Below are 25,739 nucleotides of genomic sequence, written 5' to 3'. Positions count from 1 at the left end.
CCCAGGAGTCCACCGCCATGCCCGCAGCCGCCCAGGCCTTGCTGCGCACCCTCGCCGACGCGGGGGTCGACGTGTGCTTCACCAACCCCGGCACCTCGGAGATGCACTTCGTCGCCGCGCTGGACTCCGAGCCGCGCATGCGCGCCGTGCTCACGCTGTTCGAGGGCGTGGCCACCGGGGCGGCCGACGGCTACGCCCGCATGCGCGGGCGCGCGGCGGCCACGCTGCTGCATCTGGGCTGCGGCCTGGGCAACGGCCTGGCCAACCTGCACAACGCGCGCAAGGCGCGGGTGCCCCTGCTCAACATCGTGGGCGACCACGCGTCCACGCACGCGGCCTACGACACGCCGCTGCAGTCCGACATCGAGACCGTCGCACGCAGCGTCTCGGGCTGGCTGCGTCGCAGCACATCCAGCGCCGAGCTTTGCGGCGACGCGCTGCAGGCGCTGGCCGCCGCGGGCGAGGCGCCCGGCCAGGTGGCCACGCTGATCCTGCCGGCCGACGTGTCCTGGGGCGAAGGCGCCGAGGCGCTGCGGCCAGCGCCGGCAGCCGCGCCGCCCCGCGTGGACGATGACGCGGTGCGCGCGGCTGCGAGCGCCCTCGGCGCCGGCCGGCGCGCGGCCCTGCTGCTCGGCGGGCGGGCGCTGCGCGAGCCCGTGCTGCAGCTGGCCGCGCGCATCGCGGCGCACACCGGCGCGCGGCTGCTGGGGGAGGTGTTCCCGGCGCGCATGCAGCGCGGCGCGGGCCTGCCGCCGGTGGAGCGCCTGGCCTACCTGTCCGAGCTGGCCTCGGTGCAACTGGCCGGGGTGGACGAACTGCTGCTGCTGGATGCGCGCGAGCCGGTGTCCTTCTTCGCCTATCCCGGCAAGCCGGCGCGCCTGCTGCCTTGCGGCTGCCGCGTGCAGGCGCTGGCGCAACCGCGCCAGGACCTGCACGACGCCGTGCAGCGCCTGGCCCGGCTGCTGGACGCGCAGGCCGCGCCGCTGCCCCTGCAGGCCGTTTCCCGCCCGCCCCTGCCACGCGGCGGGCTCAATGCGCGCAAGGTGTGCCAGGCGCTGGGCCACCTGCTGCCCGAGCGCGCCATCGTGGTCGACGAGGCCCAGACCTCGGGGTTGATGCTGCCGGCCTTCACCGCCGGCGCGCCGGCGCACGACCTGCTCAGCCTGACGGGCGGTGCGATCGGCCAGGGCCTGCCGCTGGCGCTGGGCGCGGCCGTGGCCTGCCCCGACCGGCCGGTGATCGCGCTGGTCGGCGACGGAGCCGCCATGTACACCCCGCAGGCCTTGTGGAGCATGGCGCGCGAGGGCGTGCACGTGGTGGCGGTGGTGCTCAACAACCGTGCCTATTCGATTCTCGAGCTCGAACTGCAGCGCGTGGGCGCCGGACACGGCGGAGCGCGCGCGAGGGAGCAATTCGACCTGGGCAGGCCCGGCCTGGACTTCGTGCGCCTGGCCGAGGGCATGGGTGTGCCGGCGCGGCGCGCGAGCACGGCGCAGGAGTTCGCAGCCGCGCTGCGGCATGCCCTGGAGCGGCCGGGCCCCCACCTGATCGAGGCCGTGGTGCCGCGGGCCTACGGCGGGCTCAGGCTGCGCCTGCTGCCGCACCTGCTCGACGCGCTGCATCGCCTGCCGCCGGGCATGGCCCGGGCGGTCAAGCGCGGCGTGGCGCCCTGAGCCAGCGCCAGGGAGGCCGGCGCATGGTGACGCAGCACTTCGAGCCGAGGTCCGACGCGGCACGCCCGCCGCGCATGCTGGACATCCTCGCGCTGAGGGCCTGGCTGCAGCAGGCCTGCGCCCGCCCGGTGCGCCTGGTGGAGACCCATGTGTCCTGGGTGCTGCTCGACGGCGAACAGGCGTGGAAGATCAAGAAGCCGCTTCGCCTGGGCTTCCTGGATTTCTCCAGCGCCCAGGCCAGGCGCCGCGCCTGCCACGAGGAACTGCGCCTGAACCGGCGCCTTGCGCCGCAGCTGTACCTGGACGTCGTGCCCGTGCGCGGCAGCCCGGCCCGGCCGCGCCTGAGCGGCGGCGGCCCCGTGGTGGACCACGCGCTGCGCATGCGCCAGTTCCCGGACGACGCCCTGCTCGGCCGGCGCCTGGCCGAAGGCCGCCTGGACGGCGCCACGCTGGACGGCCTGGCGGCCACGCTCGCGGCCTTCCACTTGCGTGCCCCGCGCGCGCAGCCCGGCTCCGGCTATGGCGCGCCCCGCGCGGTCGTGGGCGACACGGCGCAGGTGCTCGGCGCGCTCGCGCGCCACGGTCCCGAGCCGCGGCTCGCGCCGCTGGCCGCCTGGTGCGCCGCCGAGGGGCGGCGCCTGCGCCGGCGCTTCGAGGCGCGCCGCCGCGACGGCTGGGTGCGCGAGGGGCACGGTGACCTGCACCTGGACAACCTGATCGAGCTCGACGGCCGCGCCACGGCCTTCGACTGCATCGAGTTCGATCCCGCGCTGCGCTGGATCGACGTGCAGGCCGACATCGCCTTCGCCTGCATGGACCTGCATGCGCACGGTCGCGGGGACCTGGCCTGGCGCCTGCTCGACGGCTGGCTCGAGGCCACCGGGGATCACGCCGGCATGGCCGTGCACCGCTACTACCTGGTCTACCGCGCGCTGGTGCGGGCGCTGGTGCTCGCCATCCGCCGCGCGCAGGGCGTGGCCGCCGCCGGCCCCGACTACCTGGCGGCGGCCTCGCGCCTGGCGCTGCGCGCACAGCCGCGCCTGCTGATCACCCGCGGGCCCTCCGGCTCGGGCAAGAGCCACCTGGCCCTGGCGCTGCTCGAGGCGGCGGGCGCGGTGCGCCTGCGCTCGGACGTGGAGCGCAAGCGCCTGTTCGGCCTGGGCGCCCTGGAGCCGACCGACGCGCCGCGCGCCTATTCGGCGCGGGCCACGCGCGCCACCTACGCGCGGCTGCGCCGGGCGGCGCGAAACGTGCTGGCGGCCGGCCATGCCGTGATCGTGGACGCGGCCTTCCTGCAAGCCTCCCAGCGCGATTCCTTCCGCGCGCTGGCGGCCTCCATGGGCGTGCCCTTCACGCTGCTGGACTGCCATGCCGACGCCGGGCTGCTGCGCCAGCGGGTGCTGGCGCGGCGCGCGCGCGCCGACGATGCCTCCGAGGCCGACCTGCGGGTGCTGGAGGCGCAACTCGCGCGCGGCGACCAGCTGCGCCCCGACGAGCAGGCATGCCGGCTCGACGTGGACACCGGCGTGCCGGTCGACGTGGCCGCGCTGGCCGCGCGCTGGGCGGCCATGGACCGCGGCGCCGCCGGCCCGCCATGACCATGCCGGCGCGCCGCATCGACGTGTGCAACGGCGACGCCGACGGGCTGTGCGCCGTCGTGCAGTGGCGCCAGGCCGAGCCGGCGCCGGCCCTGCTGGTCACGGGACTCAAGCGCGACATCGAGCTGCTGCGCCGGGTGCAGGCGCGGCCGGGCGACCGCATCCTGGTGTGCGACCTGTCCATGCAGCGCAACCTGGCCGAGCTGCTGCGGCTGTTGCGCGAGGGGGCCATCGTGCGCTACTTCGACCACCACGCGGTGGACGCGGTGCCTCGCCACCCCCGGCTGCGGGCGCATCTGGACTTCTCCCCGAGCATGTGCAGCAGCCTGCTGGTCGACCGTTTCCTGCGCGGACGCAGGCGCCTGTGGGCCCTGGTGGGCGCCTACGGCGACAACCTGGCCGGCGTGGCCGACGCGCTGGCGCTGCGCGAGGGGCTCGACGCGCAGCGGTGCGCGGCGCTGCGCCGCCTCGGAGAGGTGGTGAACTACAACGCCTACGGCGACGACGAGCGCGACGTGCTGATGGCGCCCGCGGAGCTGTACGAACGGCTGGTGCGCTACCAGGATCCGTTCCAGCTGCTGGGGCACGAGCCGATCATCGGGCGCATCGACGAGCTGCGCCAGGCCGATCTGGAGCAGGCGCTGCGCCTGGGGCCGTGGCGCGAACACCCCGGCGCACGCATCTGGCGCCTTCCCGACTCCGCGTGGAGCCGGCGCGTCGGCGGCAGCCTGGCCAACCTGCTGGCCGGGCAGCGCCCGGCGCTGGCGCACGCGGTGCTGCGCGACACCGCCGCGGGCACGCTGGCCGCCAGCGTGCGCGCGCCCCTGCGCGCACCCCACGGCGCCCACGAGCTGTGCCGGCGCTTCGGCGGCGCCGGGCGCGCCGGGGCCGGCGGCATCGATGTCCTGCCGCCGGGCGAACTGGAGGCCTTCGTCCAGGCCTTCGAATCCGGGGACTGGATGCCGGGCCCATCCCGGTCGTAGACCGGGCGCGCCGGAGGGTGCTCCCGTGGCGTTGCGGGCCCGCACGCCCCGGGCGATTGCGGCGTAGAGTAGCGCTCTGCCCGCACCGCGCCGAGCTTGCGCGGCGGCATGCTCCATGAACCCCAACGTTTCCTCGTCGACTCCCGGCGCGGGCCCGCGCGCGCGCTTCGCGGGCGCCCTGCTGCGCACCTTCCATTCGCTGCAGGGCTACAACTACCGCATCTGGGCCGGCGGCGCGCTGGTGTCGAACATCGGGACCTGGATGCAGCGCATCGCCCAGGACTGGCTGGTGCTGACCGTGCTCACCCACGACAGCGGCGCCTCGGTCGGGCTGGTGATGTCCCTGCAGTTCGGCCCTCCCATCGTGCTCATGCCCCTGGCCGGCATGGCCGCCGACCACTTCGACCGCCGGCGCCTGCTCATGGTGACCCAGTCGGCGATGGCGGTGCTGGCGCTGGGCCTGGGCCTGCTGACCCTGGCCGGCGTGGTCACGCTGTGGCAGGTCTACGCCTTCGCCGGCGTGCTGGGCTGCGTGAGCTCCTTCGACGCCCCGGCGCGCCAGACCTTCGTGGCCGAGCTGGTCGGCGACGAGGGCCTGCCCAACGCCGTGGCGTTGAACTCCACGCTGTTCAACGGCGCCCGCCTGGTGGGCCCGGCGGTGGCCGGGCTGATGATCGCCGCGGTGGGCAGCGGCTGGGTGTTCGTCATCAACTCCCTGTCCTTCGTGGCGGTCATCGCCGCGCTGGCGGCCATGCGCACGGCCGAGTTGCGGCGCCCGCCGCGTGCGCCGGCCGGCCCCTCGGGCATCGCCGAGGGCTTTCGCTACCTGCGTGGGCGCCCGGACCTGATCGTCGCGCTGACCATGCTGTTCCTGGTCGGGACCTACGGGCTGAACTTCCCCATCTTCATTTCCACCATGTCGGTGAGCGCCTTCCATGGCGGGCCCGACCTGTACGGAGTGCTGTCCTCGTGCATGGCCGTGGGCTCGGTGGCCGGCGCCTTGCTCGTGGCCGGGCGCAAGCGCCCGCACCTGGTGCTGTTGCGCGTGAGCGCGCTGTCCTTCGGCGTGGCCTGCGCGCTGGCCGCGCTGATGCCCGGGCCCTGGAGCTTCGGCATCGTGCTGGCGCTGGTGGGCTCGCTGGCGCAGACCTTCACCACCTCCACCAACAGCATGGTGCAGTTGTCCACCGAGCCCTTCATGCGCGGACGGGTCATGGCCATCTACATGGGCATCTTCCTGGGCTGCACCCCGCTGGGCGCGCCGCTGGTGGGCTGGGTGGCCGATACCTTCGGGCCGCGCTGGGCCCTGGGCGTGGGAGCCGCCTCGGGCGTCGCCGCCGCGCTGCTGGCCACCTGGTACCTGCAGCGTGCCAAGCGCCGGCGCGCCGGGGGGCCGCCTGCCGGGCCGGCCGGCGGAGTCGCCGAGCCGGGTTGAATCCGCCGGGCATGCGGGCCCTGCGTGGATTCGCCGGGCTCGTGGCACGCACTGCCGGCTTCGCGTATGGTACGCAGGACCGGGCCGCCGCGGCCTCCATCCAGCCCTCCTCAGCCGGGACGTTCCGATGACCACCCACGCAGGCCATGCCGCCCAGGGCCCGGCGCAAGACGCCGCGGCGATCGAACGCGAGGACAGCAAGCTGCAGCGCAAGCTGGGTTTCTGGTCGCTGCTGGCTGCCGGCCTGGGCAGCGTGATCGGCTCGGGCTGGCTGTTCGCCTCCATGTACGCCGCGCGCGCGGCGGGGCCGGCCGCTCTGCTGTCCTGGGTCGTCGGCGGGGTGCTGATGCTGATGGTGGCGCTGGTTTATGCCGAGCTGGGCATGGTGCGCCCGGAATCCGGTGGCCTGGTGCGCTACCCGCTGTACTCCAACGGGCGCCTGGCCGCCACCGTGATCGGCGTGGCCATGTGGCTGGCCTACGTGAGCAATCCCCCGACGGAGGCGGCCGGCGTGGTGCAGTACGCCGCCGCCTGGCTGCCCGGCGTGTACGACGCCTCCGCCGGCGTGCTCACGCCGCCCGGCCTGGCGCTGGCGGTGCTGTTGATGGCCGGCTTCGTGCTGCTGAACTATTTCGGGGTACGCCTGTTCGCCCGCGCCAACAACGTGGTCACGGCGATCAAGATCCTGGTGCCGCTGCTGACCCTGGCCCTGCTGCTGGCCAGCGGCTTCGACCACGCCGGCGCCTCCGGGGGTCTGGCCAACCTGAGCGCGCACGGCGGCTTCGCGCCGCTGGGCTACGCGCAGGCGCTGGGCGCGGTGGCCTCGGCCGGGCTGATCTTCGCCTACACCGGCTTTCGCAACATCGTCGAACTCTCGGGCGAGGCGGTGAACCCGCGGCGCGACATCCCGCGCTCGCTGATCGCCACGCTGCTGCTGACCATCGCGCTGTACCTGGCGCTGCAGCTCGCCTTCCTGGTGGCGCTGCCGCCGCAGCTGCTGGCCGGCGGCTGGCACGGCGTGAACATGAAATCGCCCTTCGCGGACCTCGCGCGCATGCTGGGCCTGAGCTGGCTGTACTGGATGCTCATGGCCGACGCGATGATCTCGCCCTCGGGCTCGGCCATCGTGTTCACGTCGGCGAACGCGCGCAACCTGTACGGCATCGCCAAGAACGGGCTGCTGCCGCGCGCGCTCATGCACGTGCACGCGGCCTCGGGCGTTCCGCGCCGCGCGCTGCTGATCAACTTCCTGGTGGGGGTGGCCCTGCTGCTGCCGCTGCCCAGCTGGCATGCCATCGTGCGGCCGTTGAGCGCGGTGATCGTGTTCACCTTCTCCATCGGCGCGGTGGCGCTGCCGGTGTTCCGCGCCGAGGGCATCGGCGCGGCGGCCGACCGCCTGCCCGGCATGCGCGTGGTCGCGCCGCTGGCCTTCATCGTCAGCACGCTGGTCATGTACTGGGCAAGCTGGAGCGTGCTGCGCGCCACGCTGCCGGTGATGCTCGCCGCAGTGCTCTGGTACGCCTGGATGCACCTGCGCGCGCGCGCCGCCGGCAGCCGCGGCTTCGCCGCCGCCGCGACCACCTTCGACGCCGCCGACTGGCAGGGCGGCGCCTGGCTGCTGGTGTACCTGGCGCTGACCTATCTGCTGTCCTGGCTGAGCACGCGCGGCGGCCTGGGCTGGTTCGGCGAAGGCGCGGGCAGCGCGCTTGCCGTCGTGCTGTCGCTGGGCTGCTACGCCTGGGGCGTGCGCGCCGGCCGGCGCTACGTGCGCGCGCGCGGGCCGGGATTCGCCTGAAGGGCCTGCCGCGAGGAGGGCGCCCGGCAGGGCGGGCCCGCGTCCGGGTGGGCGCGTAGCATGGTGCGGCGCATCATCCGCCGCAATGTCCCGCATGCCGCCGCCCAGCCATGAAATCGTCCACGAGCCCATCCGCTCCCAATATCAACGTTCCGCTGTTCTGGCCGGCGCTGATGGCCGCCGACATGACCCGCCAGGGCCTGGAGCTGGTCGCGCGCAACGTGCGATTCCTGGAAGAGGAGACGCGCCTGCACGGGGGCATCAAGCCGCGCCTGGCCACCGCCCACGGCACGCGCCTGGAGTTGCGCACCCTGCGCCTGTGCGACTACTCCGCGCCGCGGGCCGGCGGCCTGCCCACGCTGGTGGTGGCGCCCTACGCCGGACACACCTCGATGATCGCCGACTACCACGAGGGCCAGAGCCTGATGCAGACGCTGCGCGACGGCGGCGTGCACCACCTGCTGCTGACCGACTGGCACAGCGCCACGCCGGACATGAAGGACTTCGACGTCGACCAGTACCTCGCCGAGCTGCTGGCCTGTGTCGACGACCTGGGTGGCGAGGTCTGCCTGGTCGGCTTGTGCCAGGGCGGCTGGCTGTCGGCGATGCTGGCGGCGCGCTACCCCGCCAAGGTGCGCGCGCTGGTGCTCGCCGGCTCGCCCATCGACACGCATGCGGGGCATGGGCGGCTGCTGCGCATGGTGCGCGAAAGCCCGATGAGTTTCTACCAGGAGCTGGTGGCCAGCGGAGGCGGGCTGATGCCCGGGCGCTACATGCTGGCCGGATGGAAGAACATGCATCCGGAGCAGCATTACGTGCAGGAGCACATCGACCTGTACGAGCACATCGACGACCCGGCCTGGCTGCGCAAGGCCGAGGATTTCGACCGCTGGTACGAGAACCCGCTGGATCTGCCGGGCCGCTGGTACCTGCAGGTCATCGAGCATCTGTTCAAGCGCAACGAGTTCGCCCATGGGCGCTTCGTGGGCCTGGGGCGCCGCCTGTTGCTGGAGCAGGTGCGTTGCCCCGTGTACCTGCTGGCCGGCGAGTCGGACGACATCACGCCCAAGGAGCAGGTCTTCGCCGCCGAGCACCTGATGCGTCCGGCCGAGGTGCACAAGCGCGTGGTTCCCGGCGGGCACGTGGGGCTGTTCATGGGAGCGCGCACCCTGCGCGAAGCCTGGCCGGCCATCGCCACGTGGCTGTGCGAGCACGGCGCGGGCGCCGCGCCCGGCGGCGGGCGCTGAAGCTGTCGCCGGGCCGGTCCCAGGCTCGCTCAGGCGGCGCAGGAACCCAGGCCCGAAGCCGGGCCGGCGCCGTTGCGCACCGGCTGCAGCTTGCGTTCGCGCCGACGCGCCTCGCGGGCCTCCGCGGCGACTTCGCGCGGCGACAGCACGCGCAGCAGCAGCGCGCCCCAGGCGGTCGCCACTACGCGGCCCTCGCCACGCAGGCGGTAGGAATCGCCGGGGCGCAGGAACACGTCCTCCGCCTCGCCTTCCTCGGTGATCCACAACAGGCCCGGACGCTCGGCGGCATCGTGGGCGGGCGGGGTGTAGGCGCGCAGTTCGGCCCCGACGTGCTTGCACAGGTGCAGGCTGTCGCCGTCCAAGAGGTTGATCCGGTTGCGCTCCACGCGCAGGGTTTGTTCATTCCTCAGGATCATGCTGTACTCCTTGAGCGTCACGAGGTGCCGTCTCGACTCGGGGCGAATATTTCGCGGATTTCCGGGGGCGGCGTGACTAGATATTAGGAACAACCCGGATGGATGGAAAACGGTAATTTCGTATTGCTACCATGCATTCCATGCATGATGAATCTCCCTCGCCGAAGCCCGCTCCGGGCCGGCAGCGCCCGCGTCCGGCCCGTCGCATCGACACCGGCTTCCTGCGGGCCTTCGAGGCGGCGGCGCGCCTGGGCGGCTTCACCGCGGCCGCGCGGGACCTGTCGCTGACCCAGTCGGCGCTGAGCCGGCAGATCCAGTCCATCGAGCGCGAGGTCGGGGTGGCGTTGTTCGAGCGCGACGGTCCGCGCGTGCGCCTGACGACCGCGGGCGAGCGCCTCGCCGCGGCCCTGCGGCCCGCGCTGGCCTCGGTGGATGCCACCGTCGAGCAATTGCGCCAGTCCTCGCAGCGCCCGAGGGTGCGCATCACCACCTTCGCCTCCTTCGCGAGCCTGTGGCTGATGCCGCGCCTGCCGCTGTTCCAGGCCGAGTACCCGGAGGTGGACATCGCCGTCGAGGCTTCGGACCAGATCATGGACCTCGAGGCCACCGGGCAGGACGTGGCGCTGCGCCTGGCGCGGCCCGGGCACGTCGCCGTGCGCACGGAGCTGGCGCAGGCCCTGTTCGAAGAGCGCATCGCCCCGGTGTGCAGTCCGCGCCTGCTGGCCGACATGCAGCGCCGCGGCACCGCGCTGCGCACGCCGGCGGACCTGGCGCGCACCACGCTGATCGGCGAGGTCGGCCCCGGCGGAAGTTCCGCCGCCAGCCTGGCCTACCTGGACGATCTGTCCTGGGAAGCGTGGTTTCGCCGCGTGGGGCATCGCGAGGTGGTGCCGCTGAGCTGGCTGCACCTGAACTTCACCCACCAGACGGTGCAGGCCGCGCAGGCCGGCATGGGGGTGGCGATGGGCCAGCTGGGCCTGATCCGCCCGCTGCTGGCCGACGGCAGCCTGGTCCTGCCGCTGGGCGAGCCGCAACCCGCGGGAGTGTTCTATTACATGGTCCTGCGCGAGCAGGCGCGCGAGCGCCCCGAGGTGGGCGCGCTGGTGGACTGGCTGCGCGCGCAACTGGTGCAGGAGCGCGTGCCGCGCGCCTAGCTGCCCTAGCTGCCCTGTCTGCCGTCGCGGGGCGGACTGCTGGGGCCGACATTCTCCGGCGTGTCGTCGTCGGCCAGCCTCGGGTCGGACGCGGGGAACACGCCCTCGGGCGTGACTGCCAGCGGATCGCTGGCCGGGAAGGATTCCACCAGCGCGTGGTCGAGCTGGGCCTCGACATCGCGGTTGCGGCGCAGCAGCTCGCGTTCGTATTGGAGGTGCTCTTCGCGTGCCTGCGGATTGTGGGCCGGGCGCGATGGACGCTTGCAACTGCCGGCGGCGTCGTCTTCGCGCAAGGGGCGGGAGGGGTCGGAATGGGGAAAATGCATGGCTGACCTCATCGTGGGGAAGGGAGGGGCAAAGGCGGGCGCTGGCGACCGCAGCGGTGGCAGGCCCGCTGCCCGGAAACCGCCGGGCGTTTCTGCAGCCCATGGTGGCCCCTTCGCGCCGCGCGCGCAGGGGCGGCGGGATTCGCCCACACCCGGCTATGGGCCTATTGCTCTCATGGTCGAGATCTGTCACGTCCCGTAGCCCTGGGCGCGCGAGGCGGCTGCTACGCTGGTCCGAGGCCCCCGGGGGGGCGCCCCTCATCCACCCAGGAGACGATCATGTGCGAACTGTTCGCCGTCAGCAGCGCGCGCGCCGCGCGCGTGCGCCTGCGCCTGCGCTTTGCCGAATTCGCCACCCACGGCGCGCCGCTCGAGCCCGGTGGCGTTCCCGGCAATCCGGACGGCTGGGGTGCGGCGTATTTCGACGGGGTGGACGCGCATGTGCTGCGCGAGCCCGTGCCGGCGGTGCGCAGTGCCTTCGCGCGGGTGCTGGAGGACCACGATTTCCACAGCCCGCTGGTGCTGTCCCACGTGCGCCGGGCCTCGCAGGGCCCGGTGGCGCTGGCCAACACCCAGCCTTTCGTGCGCGAGCTCGGCGGGCGCGTGCACGTGTTCGCCCACAATGGCAACCTGCCGGAGGTGTGGACGCGCTGGCCCCTGCCGCGGGCGAACGGCCGGATGCCCCCGCAGCCGGTCGGCCAGACCGATTCCGAACATGCCTTCTGTCATCTACTGCGCATGCTCGAGCCCTTGTGGCTGAGCGCCGCCGGCGTGCCCGATGCGCAGGCCCGCCTGGACACGGTGCGCGCCTTCGCCGAGCACATGCGCACGCTGGGGCCGGCGAATTTTCTGTACACCGACGGCGACAGCCTGTTCGCCCATGCCGACCGCCGGCATCAGGCCGACGGCAGCGTGCGCGAGCCGGGCCTGCACCTGTGGCTGCGTCGTTCGGCGGCGTCGCACCGGCACGAGGTGGGCGGGCTGCAGGTTCACGCCAGCCATGCCCAGGCGCACCCGATGGCCATGCTCGCCAGCGTTCCGCTGGGGCAAGGCGACTGGCAGGCCCTGCCGCGTGGCACCGTGGTGGGCCTGCGGCAGGGCGAGCGTTTCGCTTGAGGCGGCAGGCTCCGGCGGGGTGTGGCGAAGCCCCCGTTCGCGGGGTGAAATTTCTGAGAAACCCGTTAAGATTTATCACACAACATCTTGGTTTCATAGAATATTTCCTTCGTGGGCTGCGGTAGGGGCAAGCACTCCCCGGGCCGGTGGCCACCCGCTTCAGGCTTCTCGACTCCGCCCCGCCATGCCCGCTACCGCCTTGAGCACCCAGCACACCGTCGAGCAAGCCAAGGCCCTGGCCTTCCGCGCCGTGGATTTCCTGCTCGAACACGAGGTCGCGCCGATCCCCTTGAGCTACGGCGTGGCCTACGAGTACCTCAGCGGCGGCAGCCCGGAGCTGTGCCGCACCCTGGACGAGTACCTGCACAGCGGACGCAGGATCGACGCCTTCGTGCTGCGCGACCTGCATGAGCGCCACCTGGCGGTGGACCGCTCGACCCCGCTGCGCAGCGTGGGCAACGACCTGCAGCAACTGCTGGGGGAGTTGACCCAGAACATCGAGGAAGCCGGGCGCGGCGCGGAGGAGTTCGGCCAGGCGCTGGAGACGACCCTCGGGCACCTGGGGCACGACGCCGACGCGCAAAGCCTGCGCATCATCGCCACAGGGCTGGTGTCGGCCACGCAGCGCGCGCGCCAGCGCAACGAGCACCTGCAGCAGCGCCTGCAGGTCACGCTGGCCGAGAGCGAGAAGCTCAAGCTGGAGCTGGAGCGCCACCGCCGCGAGGCGCTGATCGACCCGCTCACCGGCCTGTGGAACCGGCGCGCCATGGACAACGAGCTCGACGAGCTCATGGCGATCGAGCCGGACGCGCCGCTGAGCCTGCTGATGCTGGACATCGACCACTTCAAGCGCATCAACGACACCCACGGCCATGCGCTGGGCGACGCGGTGCTGCGCCACGTCGCCGAGGCGATCCGCAAGTGCCTGCGCAGCGAGGACCACGCGGTGCGCTACGGCGGCGAGGAGTTCCTCGTGCTGCTGCCGCGCACCTCGCTGCTGGAGGCCGCGCAGGTGGCGGAGAACATCCGCACGCGCGTGGCATCGCTGCGCCTGCGCCGGCGCAGCGACAATCTCGTGCTGGAGCCCTTCACCGTATCGCTGGGGGTGGCCAGCCGCAAGCCCGGCGACACGCGCGACACCCTGCTGCGGCGCACCGACCGCGCGATGTACCGCTCGAAGGACGCCGGACGCAACCGCGTGAGCCTGGACGGAGACCACGGCCACGCGCCCGGGCACGCCTGAGCGCCGCCGGGCGGCGCGCGTCGCTGCGCTGCTTCAGTGCGCGCCGGCCGCCTCGGTGCCGGCGGCGCCCGGCGCGCTGGGCCGCACCAGCCAGACCATCACGATCATCGCCACGAACAGCCAGGCGCTGAGCCGGAACATCTCGTCCACCGAGATGGTCGAGGCCTGCACGTCGATCAGGCGGTTGAGCACCCCGAGGGCCTGCTGGTGGCTCAACCCGCCCGCCTCCAGCATGCGCAGCACCGCCGAGGAGCGTGGGCTGCCCTCGTAGATGTGCTGCGCGAGTTGCGCGTGGTGCAGGCTGGAGCGGTTGTCCCACAGCGTGGTGTAGATCGAGGCGCCGAAGGAGCCTGCGGTGATGCGCGCGAAATTCGACAGCCCCGCGGCCGAGGCCACGCGCTGCTGCGGCAGGCCGCCCAGGATGATGCCCAGCAGCGGGATGAAGAAGGTCGCCGTGGCCACGCCCTGGATCACCGTGGGCAGGGAGTAGTCCCAGTAGGTGTCGCCGGTGGTGAAGCGCGAGCGCATCCAGAACACCACCGCGAACACCAGGAAGGAGAAGGAGGTCAGCCAGCGCATATCCACGCGGCCGGCGTAGCGCCCCACGAAGGGCATGAACAGCAGCGCGAACAGGCCCACCCAGGCCAGCACCCCGCCGGCCGCGGTGGCGGTGTAGCCGATGTACTCCTGCAACCACAGCGGCAGCAGCACCAGGGAGCCGAAGTACATGCCGTAGGCCAGCGAGAGCATGATCGTGCCCAGCGTGAAATTGGGCAGCGCGAACAGCTTGAGGTCGACCACCGGGTGCCGGTCGGTGAGTTCCCAGATCAGGAACAGCACGAAGCCCACCACGGCCGCCACGGCCAGCGCGACGATGGCGGTGGAGCCGAACCAGTCCAGCTCCTCGCCCTTGTCCAGCATCACCTGCAGCGAGCCGACCCAGATCACCAGCAGCACCAGCCCGCCCCAATCGATGGGCACCTTGTGGGTGGGCGTCTCGCGCGAGCCGTAGATGGTCAGCGTGATCAGCGCGCACACCAGGCCCACCGGCACGTTGATGTAGAAGATCCAGGGCCAGGAGATGTTGTCGGTGATCCAGCCCCCGAGCAGCGGACCCGCGATGGGCGCCACCAGCGTGGTCATCGACCACATCGCCAGCGCCATGCCGGCGCGCTCGCGCCGGTAGCTCGACAGCAGCAGGGTCTGCGACAGCGGGATCATCGGCCCGGCGGAGGCGCCTTGCAGCACGCGGAACAGGATCAGCACCGGCAGGTTCGGCGCCTGCCCGCACAGGAAGGAGAACAGCGTGAACAGCGCGATGCTGGCCAGGAAGGTGCGCACGGCGCCGAAGCGCTGGGTGAGAAAGCCGGTCAGCGGCACCGCGATGGCGTTGGCCACGCCGAAGGAGGTGATGACCCAGGTGCCCTGCGAGGAGCTCACGCCCATGTCGCCGGCGATCGCCGGGATGGACACGTTGGCGATCGAGGTGTCCAGCACGTTCATGAAGGTCGCCAGGCTGAGCGCGATGGTGCCTGCCACCAGCATGCCGCCCGTCAGCGGCCGCAGGTGCGCCGGTGTCGCGGGCGCCGGACGGGGCGCTGGCGCGGCGACATCTGCGGGGGCGTCGGGGTTCATCGGGATTTCGCGGGCTTCCTATCAGATGATATCTTCTCGGATGATTTCATGCCGGGGCGCCGCGCGCCGCCCCGCCCGCTGCCCCGCCCGTCCTCGCCGCTGCCACCATGGACCGCCTGCGTCATTTCGGATTCCTGCTCGCCGAGCTCAGCCGGCGCTACGTGCAGTTGTTCGAGCAACTGGCGCAGGGCACGGGACTGAAGCTGACCACCTGCAGGGCCCTGGCCTACCTGGAGCGCCACGAGGGCATCAGCCAGTCGCGCCTGGCCGAGCTGGCCGCGATCGAGCCGATGGCCCTGGTGCGCCTGCTCGACCGCCTGCAGGACGAGGGCATGGTGCAGCGCCTGGCCGACCCCGAGGACCGGCGTGCGCACCGCCTGGTGCTGTGCGAGCCCGCGCGCCCGGTGCTGCGCCAGATTCGCGAGATCTCCCGGCGCGCGCGCGAGCAGGTGTTCGCCGGCATCGAGCCCGCCGAGAGCGAGGAATTCCTGCGGGTGCTGGAGCGCCTGAACGACAACCTCGGCGGCACGGCCGCGGCGCCGGTGTCCGGCACGCAGCTCAGGCCTGAAGACGCGCCTTCGCGGCCTGCTCGGCGGGTTCCGCGGCCTCGTCGTGCTCGCCCGCCGCGCCGATCGTCCAGCTGAGCTGGTGCAGCGCGCGCACCAGGCGGTCGGAAGCGCGGTCCAGCGTGCCGGCGGCGAGCTCGGCCATCGCGCGGTCGGGGCGGTGTGACTCCTCGGCCTCGCGCAGCAATTCGCCGGCCTGGCGGTGGAATTCGGTATGCAACTGCTGCGCGCGCAGGAACACCGGCCGCGTGGACGGCCAGATGGTGTCGGCGTGGCGCCGCATCCAGCGCCCGAGCAGGCAGGCGTCGTCGCGGCACACCACGCGCCACTGCAGCGGCGTGCCCTGCCCGTCGAGGCTGCGCATCAGCGCGTCGCGGTACTGCTGGTGGGACACGATGATGCGCTGCCAGTCCAGCGGCGCGATGTCGCGGCTGTACAGCAGCGCCTGGCGCCCCAGCGCGGTGTCGGGGCTTCCGGCGTCGAGCTCCCAGTGCCACTGGTGTGCCCAGGCGGCGAAATGTTCGGCCGGCATCGGACGCGCCAGCGCGTAGCCCTGGCCGCGCTCCACCCCCAGCGCCAGCGCCATCTCCACCAGGTCGGGGCTTTCCAGCCCTTCCATGGTCACCTGCATGTTCAGGCCCTGCGCCATGCGCACCAGCGCGCCGACGAAGGCGATGGTCTTCACCGGCTCGTCCTGGGCCTGCTGCACGATGTGCTGGTCGATCTTCACGGTGTGGAAGGGCAGGCTGCGCATGCGCCGCAGGCTGCTGTAGCCCGAGCCCAGGTCGTCCATGATCAGGCGCACGCCCAGGCGCGACAGGCTGGCGATGGCCTCGTCGCGGCGCTCGCTGTCGAACTGGTCCTCGTGGCTCTCCAGCAGTTCCAGGTGCAGGCGCGCCGCGTCCACGCGGCTGTGCTCGAGCGCCTGCGCGATCCATTGCGGGCACTCGGGATCCATCAGCACGCTGGGCGGCAGGTTGAGGCTGGCGCCCAGGTGCAGGCCCTGCGCCTCCCAGGTGCGCAGCCAGTGCAGCGTCAGCTCCAGGCCCTTGCGGAACAGGATGCGCAGTTCGTGGTTGCCGAAGGCTTCGAGGAAGGCGCCGGGCATGAGCACGTTGTCGCCGTCCTGCAGGCGCGCCAGCACCTCCACTTCGTCGGGCTGCCCGGTGACCAGGTTGACCAGCGGCTGCACGTGCAGGCGCAGCCCGCCGCCGTACAGCAGGTCGTGCAGGCGGCTGCGCCGCGTGGCCGCGATGGGTTGCTGGGTCGGGCCGCCCAGCGCGCGCTGGAAGGCCGGCCCCAGGTGGTGCTGCGCCGACTCCAGCCACATGCGCATGGCCGGCGCCTCGAACTGGCCCGGGTGGCGCCCCAGCAGCGTGATCACCTGGTGCACGTGCCCGTGGCGGTCGAGCAGCGGGATCGCCGCCACGCTGCGCACTCCGAACTGGCTCGCGATGGGGGCGAATTGCGGCACCGCGAGTTCGTTGGCATCGGTGGAGATGGCTCCGCTGGTCCACGCGCGCTGGGTGGCGCCCGGGCGTTCCAGCGCCCCGCGCCGGAAATCCAGGTCCATCCCGGCGTCGCGCAGCGCCTGCAGGTAGCCCTGCGCCTCGCCATGCCCGAACTCCAGCACGTAGCGGTTGTCGGCGTCGGGGCGTCCGCAGGCCACGCCGCAGACCCCTGGCAGATCTCCGAGGTGGGCCACCACGTGGCGCGGCAACTGCCCCGATTGCTCCCAGGCGTCGAGGCGCGATTCCATGGCCGCCAGATGGGCCTGGCGCTGGTGCTGCACCTCCAGCGCGCCGCGCTGCATGGCGTGCAGGTCCAGGCTCAGGCGCTGCTGCAGCAGGGTCTGCAGGCGCACGCGGGCGTCCAGGCGCAGGGGCAGGCGCTGCGTGGCGCGCTGCAGCGCGGCGCCGTACTGGCTCAGCGTGTCCATCGCCGCAGCGCTGTCCACGCCGATCATCGCGTGCACGCGCCCCAGGCGCAGCGCCGCGCTTTCCTGCTCCTGGCGCTGCAGCCGCGGGGCCAGCAGGCCGCGCAGATGGCGCGTCTGGTGGGCCTTCAGTCCCAGCAGCTCCTCGTCCGTCAGGATGGCGACGATGCGCGCATTGGCGCTGTCGGGTGCCATCTGGAGCCAGTAGGCCTCCAGGAATTCCTCGTCCACCTGGGCCAGTTCCGACTGCACCTTCTCCAGCAGTTCGGCGGCTTCCTCGCCGTAGGGCTCGAGCTCGGTCTGCTGGGCATCGTCCACCTGTTCGCCGCTGAGCAGCCACCAGCGCTGGCGCCGCGCCTTGGCGCCCTTGGCGGCGTACAGCGCGCCGTCGGCCTGGCGCAGCAGCGAATCCGGTTCGTCGCCGTGCTCCGGGTACAGGGCCAGGCCCATGCTCATGCCCACCTCCGCCTGCACCCCCGGGGAGAGCTCGAAGGGCTGTTCGACGGCGCGGTGCAGACGCCCCAGCACGGTGGTCAGAACCTGGCGCGGATGCGCGGCATCGAGTTCGTCGAGCACCAGCACGAACTCGTCGCCGCCCAGGCGCGCCAGCAGGTCGGACTCGCGCAGCTGCGCCTGCAGGCGCGCGGCCAGTTGCTGCAGCAGCCGGTCGCCCGCCGCGTGGCCGTAGGTGTCGTTGACCGGTTTGAAGTCGTCCAGGTCGAGCACGCCGATGGCCAGCTGGTGCCCGCCGCGGCGCGCGCGCGCCATCGCGTGCGGCAGGTGCTGCTCCAGCGCCAGGCGGTTGGCCAGGCCGGTCAGCGCATCGTGGCGCGCCAGATGCGCCTGTTCCGACTCGCGCGCCTGCAGCAGCTGCTTCAGGTCGATCTCGGTCAGCGCCTGGCTGATCAGCTCGGCGGTGCGCAGCAGCGTGTCCTGCACGATGGCGTCGAGGTCGGTACTGTCGATGGCCACCAGCACCAGCATGGCCCACAGGCGCCCCGAGCGGCGCAGCGGCAGGGTGACCGCCTCCTGCGTGCAATCCGCCAGCGCATAGGCCTGCCAGGGCTGGATCAGCGGCGAATCGGGTTCGGTTTCCACCGCGCGCCGCCCCTCGAACCAGGTGCGCGACAAGGCGTCCGCGCCGTCGTGCTCCACCCGCAGCTCCAGGCCGTCGAGGGTCTCGCGCGCGTGGCCGGCCGCGGCCACCACGTGCACGCGTCCCGCCTCGTCGGGCTGGCCGATCCAGGCGGCCGCGAACAGGCCGCCTTCGAGCAGGCGCGTGCAGGCGGTCTCCAGCAGTTCGCCTTCGCTGCGCGAGGCGATCAGCACGTCGATCTGCGAAAACACCGTGCGCATCAGCTCGCCCTGGCGCTCGTGCGCGCTCAGCGCTTCCTGCTGCGCCGCGATCAGGTCCAGGCGCTCCAGGCCGCGCCCGATGTCCTCGCCCATGTCGCGCAGCACGTTGGCGTATTCGGGGTCGAAGTCCAGCGCCTCGCTCCAGTACAGCGACAGCACCGCGTCGAGCCGGCCGTGGCGCCGGATGGGCAGCGCCGCCGCGGCATGTACGGCATGCGCGGCCGCGCGTCCGCTCCAGGTGCTGCCGGGGCCGGCAAGATCGTCGTGCAACTGGGCCAGCCCGCCGCGCCAGGCGTCGGCGAAGGGCTCGGCCGGCTCCTCGTGCGCGCGCAGGGCCACCGGCAGGCCTTCCAGGTAGGAGGTGGCGCCGGCGGCCGCGACCACCTGCAGCTGGCCCTGCGCGTCGATGCGCCCGATCCAGGCCAGCCGCAGGCCGCACAGTTCCACCGCGGCCGCGCAGATGTCGCGCAGCAATTCGGGCTCGGCACCGGCGCCCGCGATCAGTTCGTGGGTGCGGGCGCGAAAGCTCTGCAGCGTGGACAGGCGCTCCAGGGTGAACATCGCCTGTGCGTTGCGTTTCTGCAACATCAGCAGGCGCCTCATCTCCAGCAGGAACATCCAGCCCGCGATCAGGGCCAGCCCCAGCAGCAGCGCCGCATAGGGCAGCAGGCCGCGTGCCCAGCGGGCCACGAGGGCGCTGCGCGGCACCGCGGCGATCACCACGTAGGGCAGTCCGTCCACGCGCACCCAGGCGCCCAGCGAGCGCTGGTCGCGGTCGCCCAAAGCGCCCTGGTAGGAGCCGCTACCCGAGCCCAGCAGAGAGCGCAGCGGCAGGTCCAGGCGCTGCGCCTGGCCGTAGGGGGTCAGGCTGACCGGGTAGCCCACCTGCGGCAGGCCGTCGACGTCGCGCACCACCGTCAGGCCCGCCTGCGGGTAGGCCGCCAGCAGCGCCTGCAGCGCGGGAGACAGCAGATGCGGGTGCACCACCACCAGCCAGCGATCCTGGGCGATGCGAAGCATCTCGGCGCTCAGCCACCTGCCCGGGCGCGCCGCATCCGGCACCGGCGGCAGCGCGCAGCGCTCGGCGCCGGCCGCGCAGGCCAGCCAGGCATCGCGCGTGGCCGGGGCCAGGCGCGGATCCAGTCCAGGGTAGCCCGCGGGCTGGCGCGCGGAAGCCAGCACGCGGCCGTCGGCGCCGAGCAGCAGCAGGTTGCTGTTGTCCGGCCACAATTGCAGCGCCTGGCGCAGGGAGGCCGAGGCGTCGCCCTTGGCCGGCAGGGTCGCGGCGATCTGGCGCAGGTGCGAAATGCGCGTGTCCAGATGCTCGCGCAGATCCTGGGCGTAGACATCGGCGCTGGCCTGCAGTGTGCTCAGCGCGTGTTCGCGCGTGGCACGCCAGGATTCCCAGGCCACGCTGGCGCAGAAGGCCCCGCACAGCAGCAGGGCCGCCAACGCCGCAACGCCGCGCAGGGATCGCGGCGGTCTGGAAAGCCTGTGGGAGCGCGTCAGGGCGGGCGGATTGGGCATCGCGGCTGCGAACGAGACACGGCCGGCGCAACGGCCGCGGCACGGCCGGTCCGATGCGCCCGCCGGACATATTTCGACATTGTGGCAGTGCGCGGGCGCCGGCGGCGCAATCCAGCACCCCGGATTCAGGGGGGCGCAGGGGCCGGGCGTCCTGCAGCGGCCGCCCGGGTGACGATCAATAGAAGGAGAAGCTCGCGCTCGTCCCGTTGATCGTGTTGTAGGCGCTCGTGAAGTCCGTGGACATCGTGCCCAGCGCGCCGGTGTTCCAGCTCAGCAGGTTGGCCGCGTTGGGGTCGTCGCTCGCGCCGGGCGAGAAGGACAGGTACTGTTCCACCCCGCGCAGTACCAGGTCCTGCGCGTCGCCGCTGGCCGGCGCGCCGGTGATGTTCACGCCGCCGAGCTGGAATTCGGTGGCCACCTTGGCCGCCGCGGTCTGGTAGTTGCTCATGGTCAGGCCGCCGGGCATGGCGCCGGCCATGGCCACCGCGATCGTGGTCAGCGGCGTGACCAGCACCTTGACCGTGCCGCCGCCGCCGATGAATGCCATGGCCTGCAGGCTGGAGTTGGTCGTGCTCAGGCTGGTCAGCCCCGCCGCGCCGCCGGTGGCGTGGCTGGTGTAGGTGCCGCCGACGATCTGGATCAGCACCGGCCCGTAGAAATTGGTCAGCGCCGCGGAGAACTGGCCCTGCGCGTCGCTGTTCAGACAGCCCGAGGTCAGCAGCGTGCCGGTGTTGGTCGGCGGCGAGACGTTGGTGTTCAGCGGGTTGCCCTGGCCGTTGGCGATGCCGTAGATGCACACGTTGCCCGGGCCGGTCACCGGCGCCGCGGCGTCCATCAGCAACTGGCCGTCCAGGGTCGAGCCGGAGTACTGGCCGCTGGTGCCGCCGCCGCAGGCGGCGAGCGCGAGGCACAGGCTGGACGCGGCGGCCAGCAGGCCGCGACGGGAAAGGCTGAGCATGGGAAGAGTTTCCGGAAGGATTCGTTCAGTGCACGACGCGGTCGGTCGCCTCGACGAACAGTTCGTCGAGAATCAGCGCATCCGGCTCCTCGTCGAGACGCCAGAACACCATCAGCACGATGGTCTTGAGCTGCTCCACCGGCAGCTGCTTGATGCCGGTGGCCACGGCCCGCTCGATCACCAGTTCGCGCAGGTGCGGCTTGATGGTTCCGGCGGATTCGAGGAAATTCAGGTAGCCGACCGCGTCCACCCCCAGGCATTCGAGCTCCACGGGTTCGTACAGGCGCACGCTGGCGTCGCTGGGGGCGCCGAGCACGCGTTGGTCGGCCACCGCGAGGTCCAGGCCGTGCAGCCAGTCGAGCGCGTCGCTGATTTCCTCGGTCTCGAAACCCGCCGCGCTGAGCTTGCGCGACAACTGGCCCGGCTCGGGGCAAGCCTCCGGGTGCCAATAGGTTTCGTAGACGTACATCAGGATGTCGAACATGGGGGCATTCTATGCATAAGCGCGGCAGGCCGGCCCCCGTGTGGAAAACCCCGATCAGCCCGGGTCGATGCGCTGCAGACGCCCTCCGGGCAGGCGGGCCAGGCGCCCCTGCAGTTCGAGTTCCAGCAGCTGCTCCTGCAACTGCGCGGCGGGCAGCGCGCTGCGCCTGAGCAGTTCGTCCAGGCCCAGCGGGTCGAAGCCCATGCATTCCAGCAGCTCGGCTCGCGTCCCCCGCGGCGGGCCGGCCGCGGTCGCGGTCGCCGGGTCGGCGGTACCGACCGCGGCCCAGCCCAGTTCTTCCAGGATGTCCCCCGGCTGCTCGGCCAGTTGCGCCCCCTCGCGCAGCAGGCGGTGGCAGCCGCGCGCCATGGGGTTGTGGATCGAGCCCGGCAGCGCGAAAACCTCCCGCCCCTGCTCGGCGGCCAGGCGCGCGGTGATCAGCGAGCCCGAGCGAAGCGCTGCTTCGACCACCAGCACCCCGCGGGACAGGCCGCTGATGATCCGGTTGCGCCTGGGGAAATGCTGCGGCAGGGGAGCTTCGCCCAGCGCGAATTCCGAGACCAGCAGTCCGCAGGATGCCACCTGCCGCGCCAGCTCGCGGTGCGCTGCCGGGTAGAGGCGGTCGCAGCCGTGGCCCAGCACGGCCAGGGTGGAGCCGCCGCTCGCCCCCGCGCGCAGCGCGCCGCGGTGGGCCTGCGCGTCGATGCCGCGCGCCAGCCCCGAGACCACGCACACTCCCGCCTGCGCCAGGGCCTGGGCGAAATCATGCGCATCACGAGCCCCCTGCGCACTGGGATTGCGTGTTCCAACAACAGCCAGCACGCGCTCGGCGCAGAGGTGGGAGGGATCGCCGCGCAGCCACAACAGCGGCGGAGGGTCGGGGATGTGCAACAGCGCGCGCGGGTAGCGCGGGTCGGCCAGGCTCAGCAGGGTCCGCCCCGGCTCGGCCAGCCAGTCCGGCGCGCGCGCCAGCAGTTCACGCAAGGGTTCCGGTGCCTCGCCCAGCAGGGCGGCGGCCGCGGTTTCGGGAACCACGCTACGCAGCTGGCGCAGCTCGCAGCCCAGCACCTGCTGCGGCGTGCCGAAGGCGCGCAGCAGGCGCTGCACCCCCAGCGGGCCGATGCCCGGGCTGTACACCAGGCGCAGCCAGCAGTGCAGCTCGGCGTCTCCGCCTGCAGCCGCGCCTGCCGAGCCGCTCACACCTTCTCAGGGCTGGAGCACGTGGTCGGGCACTTCGATCTCGGTGTCCGCATTGAGCACCAGCCCGAAGCTGACGTGCTCGAAGGTGCGGAACACCATCAGCAGGCCCACGCGGCGTGCCGGGATCTCGATCTTCGGGTCGCCCTTCGCCGTGGTGTCCTCCACTTCGCGAGGCGCCTTCTCGATGGCCAGCACGGTGCCGCGGTCCAGGCCTTCGGCCGCGCCGGCGTCGATGGCCACGACGCTGTTCTTGCCCGCCATCTGCATGTCGCCGTAGATGGAGATGATGTCCGCGCGCACCGGCGCCTTGGGCGCGTGGGGGCTGAAGTCCAGGTACTGGCGCGGGGGCTGCGCGATCAGCAGGTCGCCGACCACCATCTCCCGCGCCATGGTGGTCGCGCGCACGGTGGACACGCCGTCCTTGCCCTGCGGGCCGTGCACCACCTGCACGGTGCCGACGTAGTCGGATTCGTAGGCGATGACCTTGTGGGTGTGCGGGTTGCGCAGTTCGCGCGCCGGGCGGTAGACGTCGAAGCGCGTGGTCGTGGCGACGTTCCCGCGCACGTAGGCGACCTCGTGCGGCGCCAGCATCACGTGGCCCGGGCTGAGCGCGACGATGCGCGGCGACATCGCCAGGGTGCTCGGCTCGACCAGCAGCGGGCGGGTCAGGAAGGGGCCGATCAGTTCGGGGTCGATGGTGGGGATGCCGGTGGCCGGCAGCGCCTCGTAGCGCACGCCCGGCTCCACGCGCACCGTGGGAATCGAGCCCTGGCCTTCGAGGCTCAGCGTGGCGCGCCCGTTGACGATGGTCAGCACCAGCACCTGGCCGGGGAAGATCCAGTGCGGATTGCGGATGCGCTCCAGGTTCATGCCCCACAGGTCGGGCCAGTTCCAGGGTTTCTTCAGGTACAGGCCGGCGATGCGCCACAGCGTGTCACCCTTGCGCACTTCATAGCGCGACGGCGCGCCCGCGGCCAGTTCGCTGACCGGCACGCCGGCGTTCGCCGCGGCCTCGGCCCGCTGGCGCTGCTGGGCCGGCACCGGGAAGTCGGGAAGCCCGTGCAGCGGTGGCGCCTCGGAGCCGGCGGCCAGCGCCGAGCCCAGGCCCAGCCAGAACAGCATTCCGAGCGTGCCGGCGCGGCCATAGAGCTTGCGTTGCATGAAGGGGCCCCCAAGAAAGACAATACGCATGTGGAAAGGATCTTCCGTTCGGCGCTGCGGCGGATACGGAGTCCAGGCTCCCGGCGCTCGGCGCTCGTACTTGCACTTCGGCCGGACACCCCCATGTTCCTGGATGCAGGCGGCGTCGCCGCGGAGCACCCGCATCGCGGACGGACGGGTGCTTCGCGGCAGGCAAAACCTCGAATGCTTGTTACATTGTCTCCATAAATCCGCGCCCGTCGCAATCAAAACCCCAGATTGACCCCACGCGAAGTTGCATGAATGCCGCGCTCCGAACAGGGGGCGGTGCATGGCATTCGATGCTCCGGAGCCCGCCATGGCCTTGTTGAATATCCTCCAGTATCCCGATCCCCGGCTGCACAACGTGGCCAAGCCGGTGGCCCAGGTCGACGATCGCGTGCGCGCCATCGTGGCCGACCTGTTCGAGACCATGTACGCCGCGAAGGGGGTGGGCCTGGCGGCCACGCAGGTGGACATCCACGAACGCATCATCGTCGTCGACACCTCCGAGCAGCGCGACCAGCCGATGGTGCTGATCAACCCGCAGATCGTCGAGCGCAGCGCCGATTGCAAGGAATGGGAGGAGGGCTGCCTGTCCCTGCCCGGCGTGTATGACAAGGTGGTGCGTCCGGACCGCATCCGCGTGCGGGCGCTGGACGCCCGCGGCGAGAGCTTCGAGATCGACGCCGACGGCCTGCTGGCCGTGTGCGTGCAGCACGAAATGGACCATCTCGAAGGCAAGGTGTTCGTCGACTACCTGTCCTCGCTCAAGCGCAACCGCATCAAGGCGCGCATGCGCAAGCGCCAGCGCGAGACCGAGGCGGTTTGAGCCCGTGTCTCGCGCCGAGACCGTAGCGCAGGAGCCCGGCGCCGCCGGGGCGGGCGGGTTGCGCGTGGCCTGTGCCGGCACGCCCGAGTTCGCGGCGTTGGCGCTGCGTGCGCTGTTGCGGGCCGGCTACGAGATCGGCCTGGTGCTCACCCAGCCCGACCGTCCTGCCGGGCGCGGCATGCACCCTCAGCCCAGCGCGGTCAAGCGCGTGGCGCTGGAGCACGCGCTGCCGCTGGAGCAGCCGCGCGGCCTGCGCCTGGACGGGCGCTACCCCGAGGACGCCAGGCAGGCCCGCGAGGCCCTGCGTCACGCCGCGCCGGACGTGCTGGTGGTGGTGGCCTACGGCCTGCTGCTGCCGCAGTGGGTGCTCGACCTGCCGCGCCTGGGCTGCCTGAACATCCACGCCTCGCTGTTGCCGCGCTGGCGCGGTGCCGCGCCGATCCAGCGGGCGATCGAGGCGGGCGACGCGCTGTCCGGGGTCAGCATCATGCACATGGACGCCGGGCTGGACACGGGGCCCGTGTATCGCATGGAGGAATCCCCCATTCGCGCGGACGATACCGCGGCCACGCTGCACGACCGCCTCGCCGGGCTTGGGGCGCAGTTGCTGCTGGAGGTGCTGTCCGACCTGCGCCAGGGGGTGGCCGAACCTACCGCGCAGCCCAACGACGGCGCCACCTACGCGGCCAAGATCGACAAGGCCGAAGCCTGGCTGGATTACCGGCAGCCCGCGCTGGAACTGGAGCGCCGCATCCGCGCCTTCGAGCCCCATCCCGGCACGCGCACCCGCGTGGGCGACGCGCAGCTCAAGGTCCACGCGGCGCGCCTGGGGCCCCCCGTGGCGGGCGCCGAGCCGGGCCAGGTGCTGCGCGCCGACGCCGCGGGCATCGAAATCGCCTGCGGCGAAGGCACCCTGGTGCTGACTCGGCTGCAGCGCGCCGGAGGGACCGCGGTGGATGCGGCCGCCTTGTTGCGCGGCCTGCCGATCCGCGTCGGCGAGCGCTTCGCCTGCGGCGCACCGGCGGACGCCTTGGCGCCGCCTGCCTCGACGACCTGACGGCCCGGCCGCGCGGGCCTGGC

At 72.4% G+C, this 25,739-nt stretch carries 20 protein-coding genes; 12 read left to right on the top strand and 8 right to left on the bottom strand.

What is annotated here, in order from left to right:
• The first annotated feature begins 17 nt into the window (after positions 1 to 17).
• The 6 genes from D466_RS0101350 (at position 18) to D466_RS0101325 (ending at position 8,731) form a co-directional block, all read left to right on the top strand.
• Complete coding sequence (locus D466_RS0101350) at positions 18 to 1,673, top strand: acetolactate synthase large subunit (RefSeq protein WP_018911891.1); 1,656 nt, start codon at positions 18 to 20, stop codon at positions 1,671 to 1,673.
• 23 nt (positions 1,674 to 1,696) lie between these two features.
• Complete coding sequence (locus D466_RS0101345; protein ID WP_018911890.1) at positions 1,697 to 3,271, top strand: bifunctional aminoglycoside phosphotransferase/ATP-binding protein; 1,575 nt, start codon at positions 1,697 to 1,699, stop codon at positions 3,269 to 3,271.
• Positions 3,268 to 4,254 (top strand): hypothetical protein, encoded by a 987-nt coding sequence (locus tag D466_RS0101340; protein WP_018911889.1) that lies wholly within the window; start codon positions 3,268 to 3,270, stop codon positions 4,252 to 4,254. The genes D466_RS0101345 and D466_RS0101340 overlap by 4 nt, the downstream gene beginning before the upstream one ends.
• Positions 4,255 to 4,432: 178 nt before the next feature.
• On the top strand, positions 4,433 to 5,689 hold the full coding sequence (locus tag D466_RS20170; RefSeq protein WP_156003954.1) for an MFS transporter: 1,257 nt from the start codon (positions 4,433 to 4,435) through the stop codon (positions 5,687 to 5,689).
• Between the two features lie 127 nt (positions 5,690 to 5,816).
• A complete protein-coding gene (locus D466_RS0101330; RefSeq protein WP_018911887.1) occupies positions 5,817 to 7,484 on the top strand; it encodes an APC family permease in 1,668 nt (555 codons plus the stop codon).
• Positions 7,485 to 7,594: 110 nt separating this feature from the next.
• The gene (locus D466_RS0101325) at positions 7,595 to 8,731 is read left to right on the top strand and encodes an alpha/beta fold hydrolase (protein ID WP_018911886.1); all 1,137 of its coding nucleotides are present in this window, start codon (positions 7,595 to 7,597) and stop codon (positions 8,729 to 8,731) included.
• 29 nt (positions 8,732 to 8,760) lie between these two features.
• Here D466_RS0101325 and D466_RS20165 read toward each other — a convergent pair whose 3' ends face one another.
• Positions 8,761 to 9,147 carry a DUF2917 domain-containing protein gene (locus D466_RS20165; RefSeq protein WP_156003895.1) on the bottom strand — a complete coding sequence of 129 codons (387 nt, stop codon included), beginning with the start codon at positions 9,145 to 9,147 and terminating at the stop codon, positions 8,761 to 8,763.
• Positions 9,148 to 9,287: 140 nt separating this feature from the next.
• On the opposite strand from D466_RS20165, the gene D466_RS20160 reads away from it, so the two are divergent.
• Positions 9,288 to 10,301: a LysR substrate-binding domain-containing protein gene (locus D466_RS20160; protein ID WP_231385643.1), complete on the top strand. Its 1,014-nt coding sequence runs from the start codon at positions 9,288 to 9,290 to the stop codon at positions 10,299 to 10,301.
• A gap of 5 nt (positions 10,302 to 10,306) precedes the next feature.
• Here D466_RS20160 and D466_RS20155 read toward each other — a convergent pair whose 3' ends face one another.
• Positions 10,307 to 10,627 (bottom strand): hypothetical protein, encoded by a 321-nt coding sequence (locus D466_RS20155; RefSeq protein ID WP_018911883.1) that lies wholly within the window; start codon positions 10,625 to 10,627, stop codon positions 10,307 to 10,309.
• 279 nt (positions 10,628 to 10,906) lie between these two features.
• Here D466_RS20155 and D466_RS0101300 point away from each other — a divergent pair, with 279 nt between their 5' ends.
• Positions 10,907 to 11,743 carry a class II glutamine amidotransferase gene (locus tag D466_RS0101300; protein WP_018911882.1) on the top strand — a complete coding sequence of 279 codons (837 nt, stop codon included), beginning with the start codon at positions 10,907 to 10,909 and terminating at the stop codon, positions 11,741 to 11,743.
• A 184-nt stretch (positions 11,744 to 11,927) separates the two neighbouring features.
• Positions 11,928 to 12,986, top strand: a complete 1,059-nt coding sequence (locus D466_RS0101295; protein ID WP_196803395.1) for a GGDEF domain-containing protein — start codon at positions 11,928 to 11,930, stop codon at positions 12,984 to 12,986.
• A gap of 33 nt (positions 12,987 to 13,019) precedes the next feature.
• On the opposite strand, the gene D466_RS0101290 is transcribed toward D466_RS0101295, so the two are convergent.
• Positions 13,020 to 14,621 (bottom strand): DHA2 family efflux MFS transporter permease subunit, encoded by a 1,602-nt coding sequence (locus D466_RS0101290; protein WP_026284761.1) that lies wholly within the window; start codon positions 14,619 to 14,621, stop codon positions 13,020 to 13,022.
• 107 nt (positions 14,622 to 14,728) lie between these two features.
• On the opposite strand from D466_RS0101290, the gene D466_RS25005 reads away from it, so the two are divergent.
• Positions 14,729 to 15,265, top strand: a complete 537-nt coding sequence (locus tag D466_RS25005; RefSeq protein ID WP_018911879.1) for a MarR family winged helix-turn-helix transcriptional regulator — start codon at positions 14,729 to 14,731, stop codon at positions 15,263 to 15,265.
• On the opposite strand, the gene D466_RS20145 is transcribed toward D466_RS25005, so the two are convergent.
• From D466_RS20145 to D466_RS0101260, 5 genes are all read right to left on the bottom strand, one after another.
• Entirely contained in the window at positions 15,180 to 19,931 is a 4,752-nt protein-coding gene (locus D466_RS20145) for an EAL domain-containing protein (protein ID WP_018911878.1), read from the bottom strand. The genes D466_RS25005 and D466_RS20145 overlap by 86 nt on opposite strands.
• Positions 19,932 to 20,181: 250 nt before the next feature.
• Positions 20,182 to 20,964 carry a hypothetical protein gene (locus D466_RS0101275; protein ID WP_018911877.1) on the bottom strand — a complete coding sequence of 261 codons (783 nt, stop codon included), beginning with the start codon at positions 20,962 to 20,964 and terminating at the stop codon, positions 20,182 to 20,184.
• Between the two features lie 25 nt (positions 20,965 to 20,989).
• On the bottom strand, positions 20,990 to 21,448 hold the full coding sequence (locus D466_RS0101270) for a DUF494 domain-containing protein (protein ID WP_018911876.1): 459 nt from the start codon (positions 21,446 to 21,448) through the stop codon (positions 20,990 to 20,992).
• A gap of 54 nt (positions 21,449 to 21,502) precedes the next feature.
• Positions 21,503 to 22,648 (bottom strand): DNA-processing protein DprA, encoded by a 1,146-nt coding sequence (gene dprA, locus D466_RS0101265; protein ID WP_018911875.1) that lies wholly within the window; start codon positions 22,646 to 22,648, stop codon positions 21,503 to 21,505.
• 6 nt (positions 22,649 to 22,654) lie between these two features.
• Positions 22,655 to 23,809 carry a LysM peptidoglycan-binding domain-containing protein gene (locus tag D466_RS0101260; RefSeq protein WP_018911874.1) on the bottom strand — a complete coding sequence of 385 codons (1,155 nt, stop codon included), beginning with the start codon at positions 23,807 to 23,809 and terminating at the stop codon, positions 22,655 to 22,657.
• A 337-nt stretch (positions 23,810 to 24,146) separates the two neighbouring features.
• Here D466_RS0101260 and def point away from each other — a divergent pair, with 337 nt between their 5' ends.
• Both def and fmt read left to right on the top strand, forming a co-directional pair.
• Complete coding sequence (gene def, locus D466_RS0101255; protein ID WP_026284758.1) at positions 24,147 to 24,659, top strand: peptide deformylase; 513 nt, start codon at positions 24,147 to 24,149, stop codon at positions 24,657 to 24,659.
• Positions 24,660 to 24,717: 58 nt separating this feature from the next.
• Positions 24,718 to 25,716, top strand: coding sequence for a methionyl-tRNA formyltransferase (fmt, locus tag D466_RS0101250; RefSeq protein WP_018911872.1), 999 nt, complete (start codon positions 24,718 to 24,720; stop codon positions 25,714 to 25,716).
• Positions 25,717 to 25,739: the final 23 nt, after the last annotated feature.

Source organism: Thiomonas sp. FB-6 (genome assembly GCF_000377645.1).
GTDB lineage: Bacteria > Pseudomonadota > Gammaproteobacteria > Burkholderiales > Burkholderiaceae_C > Thiomonas_A.
This window is presented reverse-complemented; position numbering and strand designations above follow the sequence as displayed.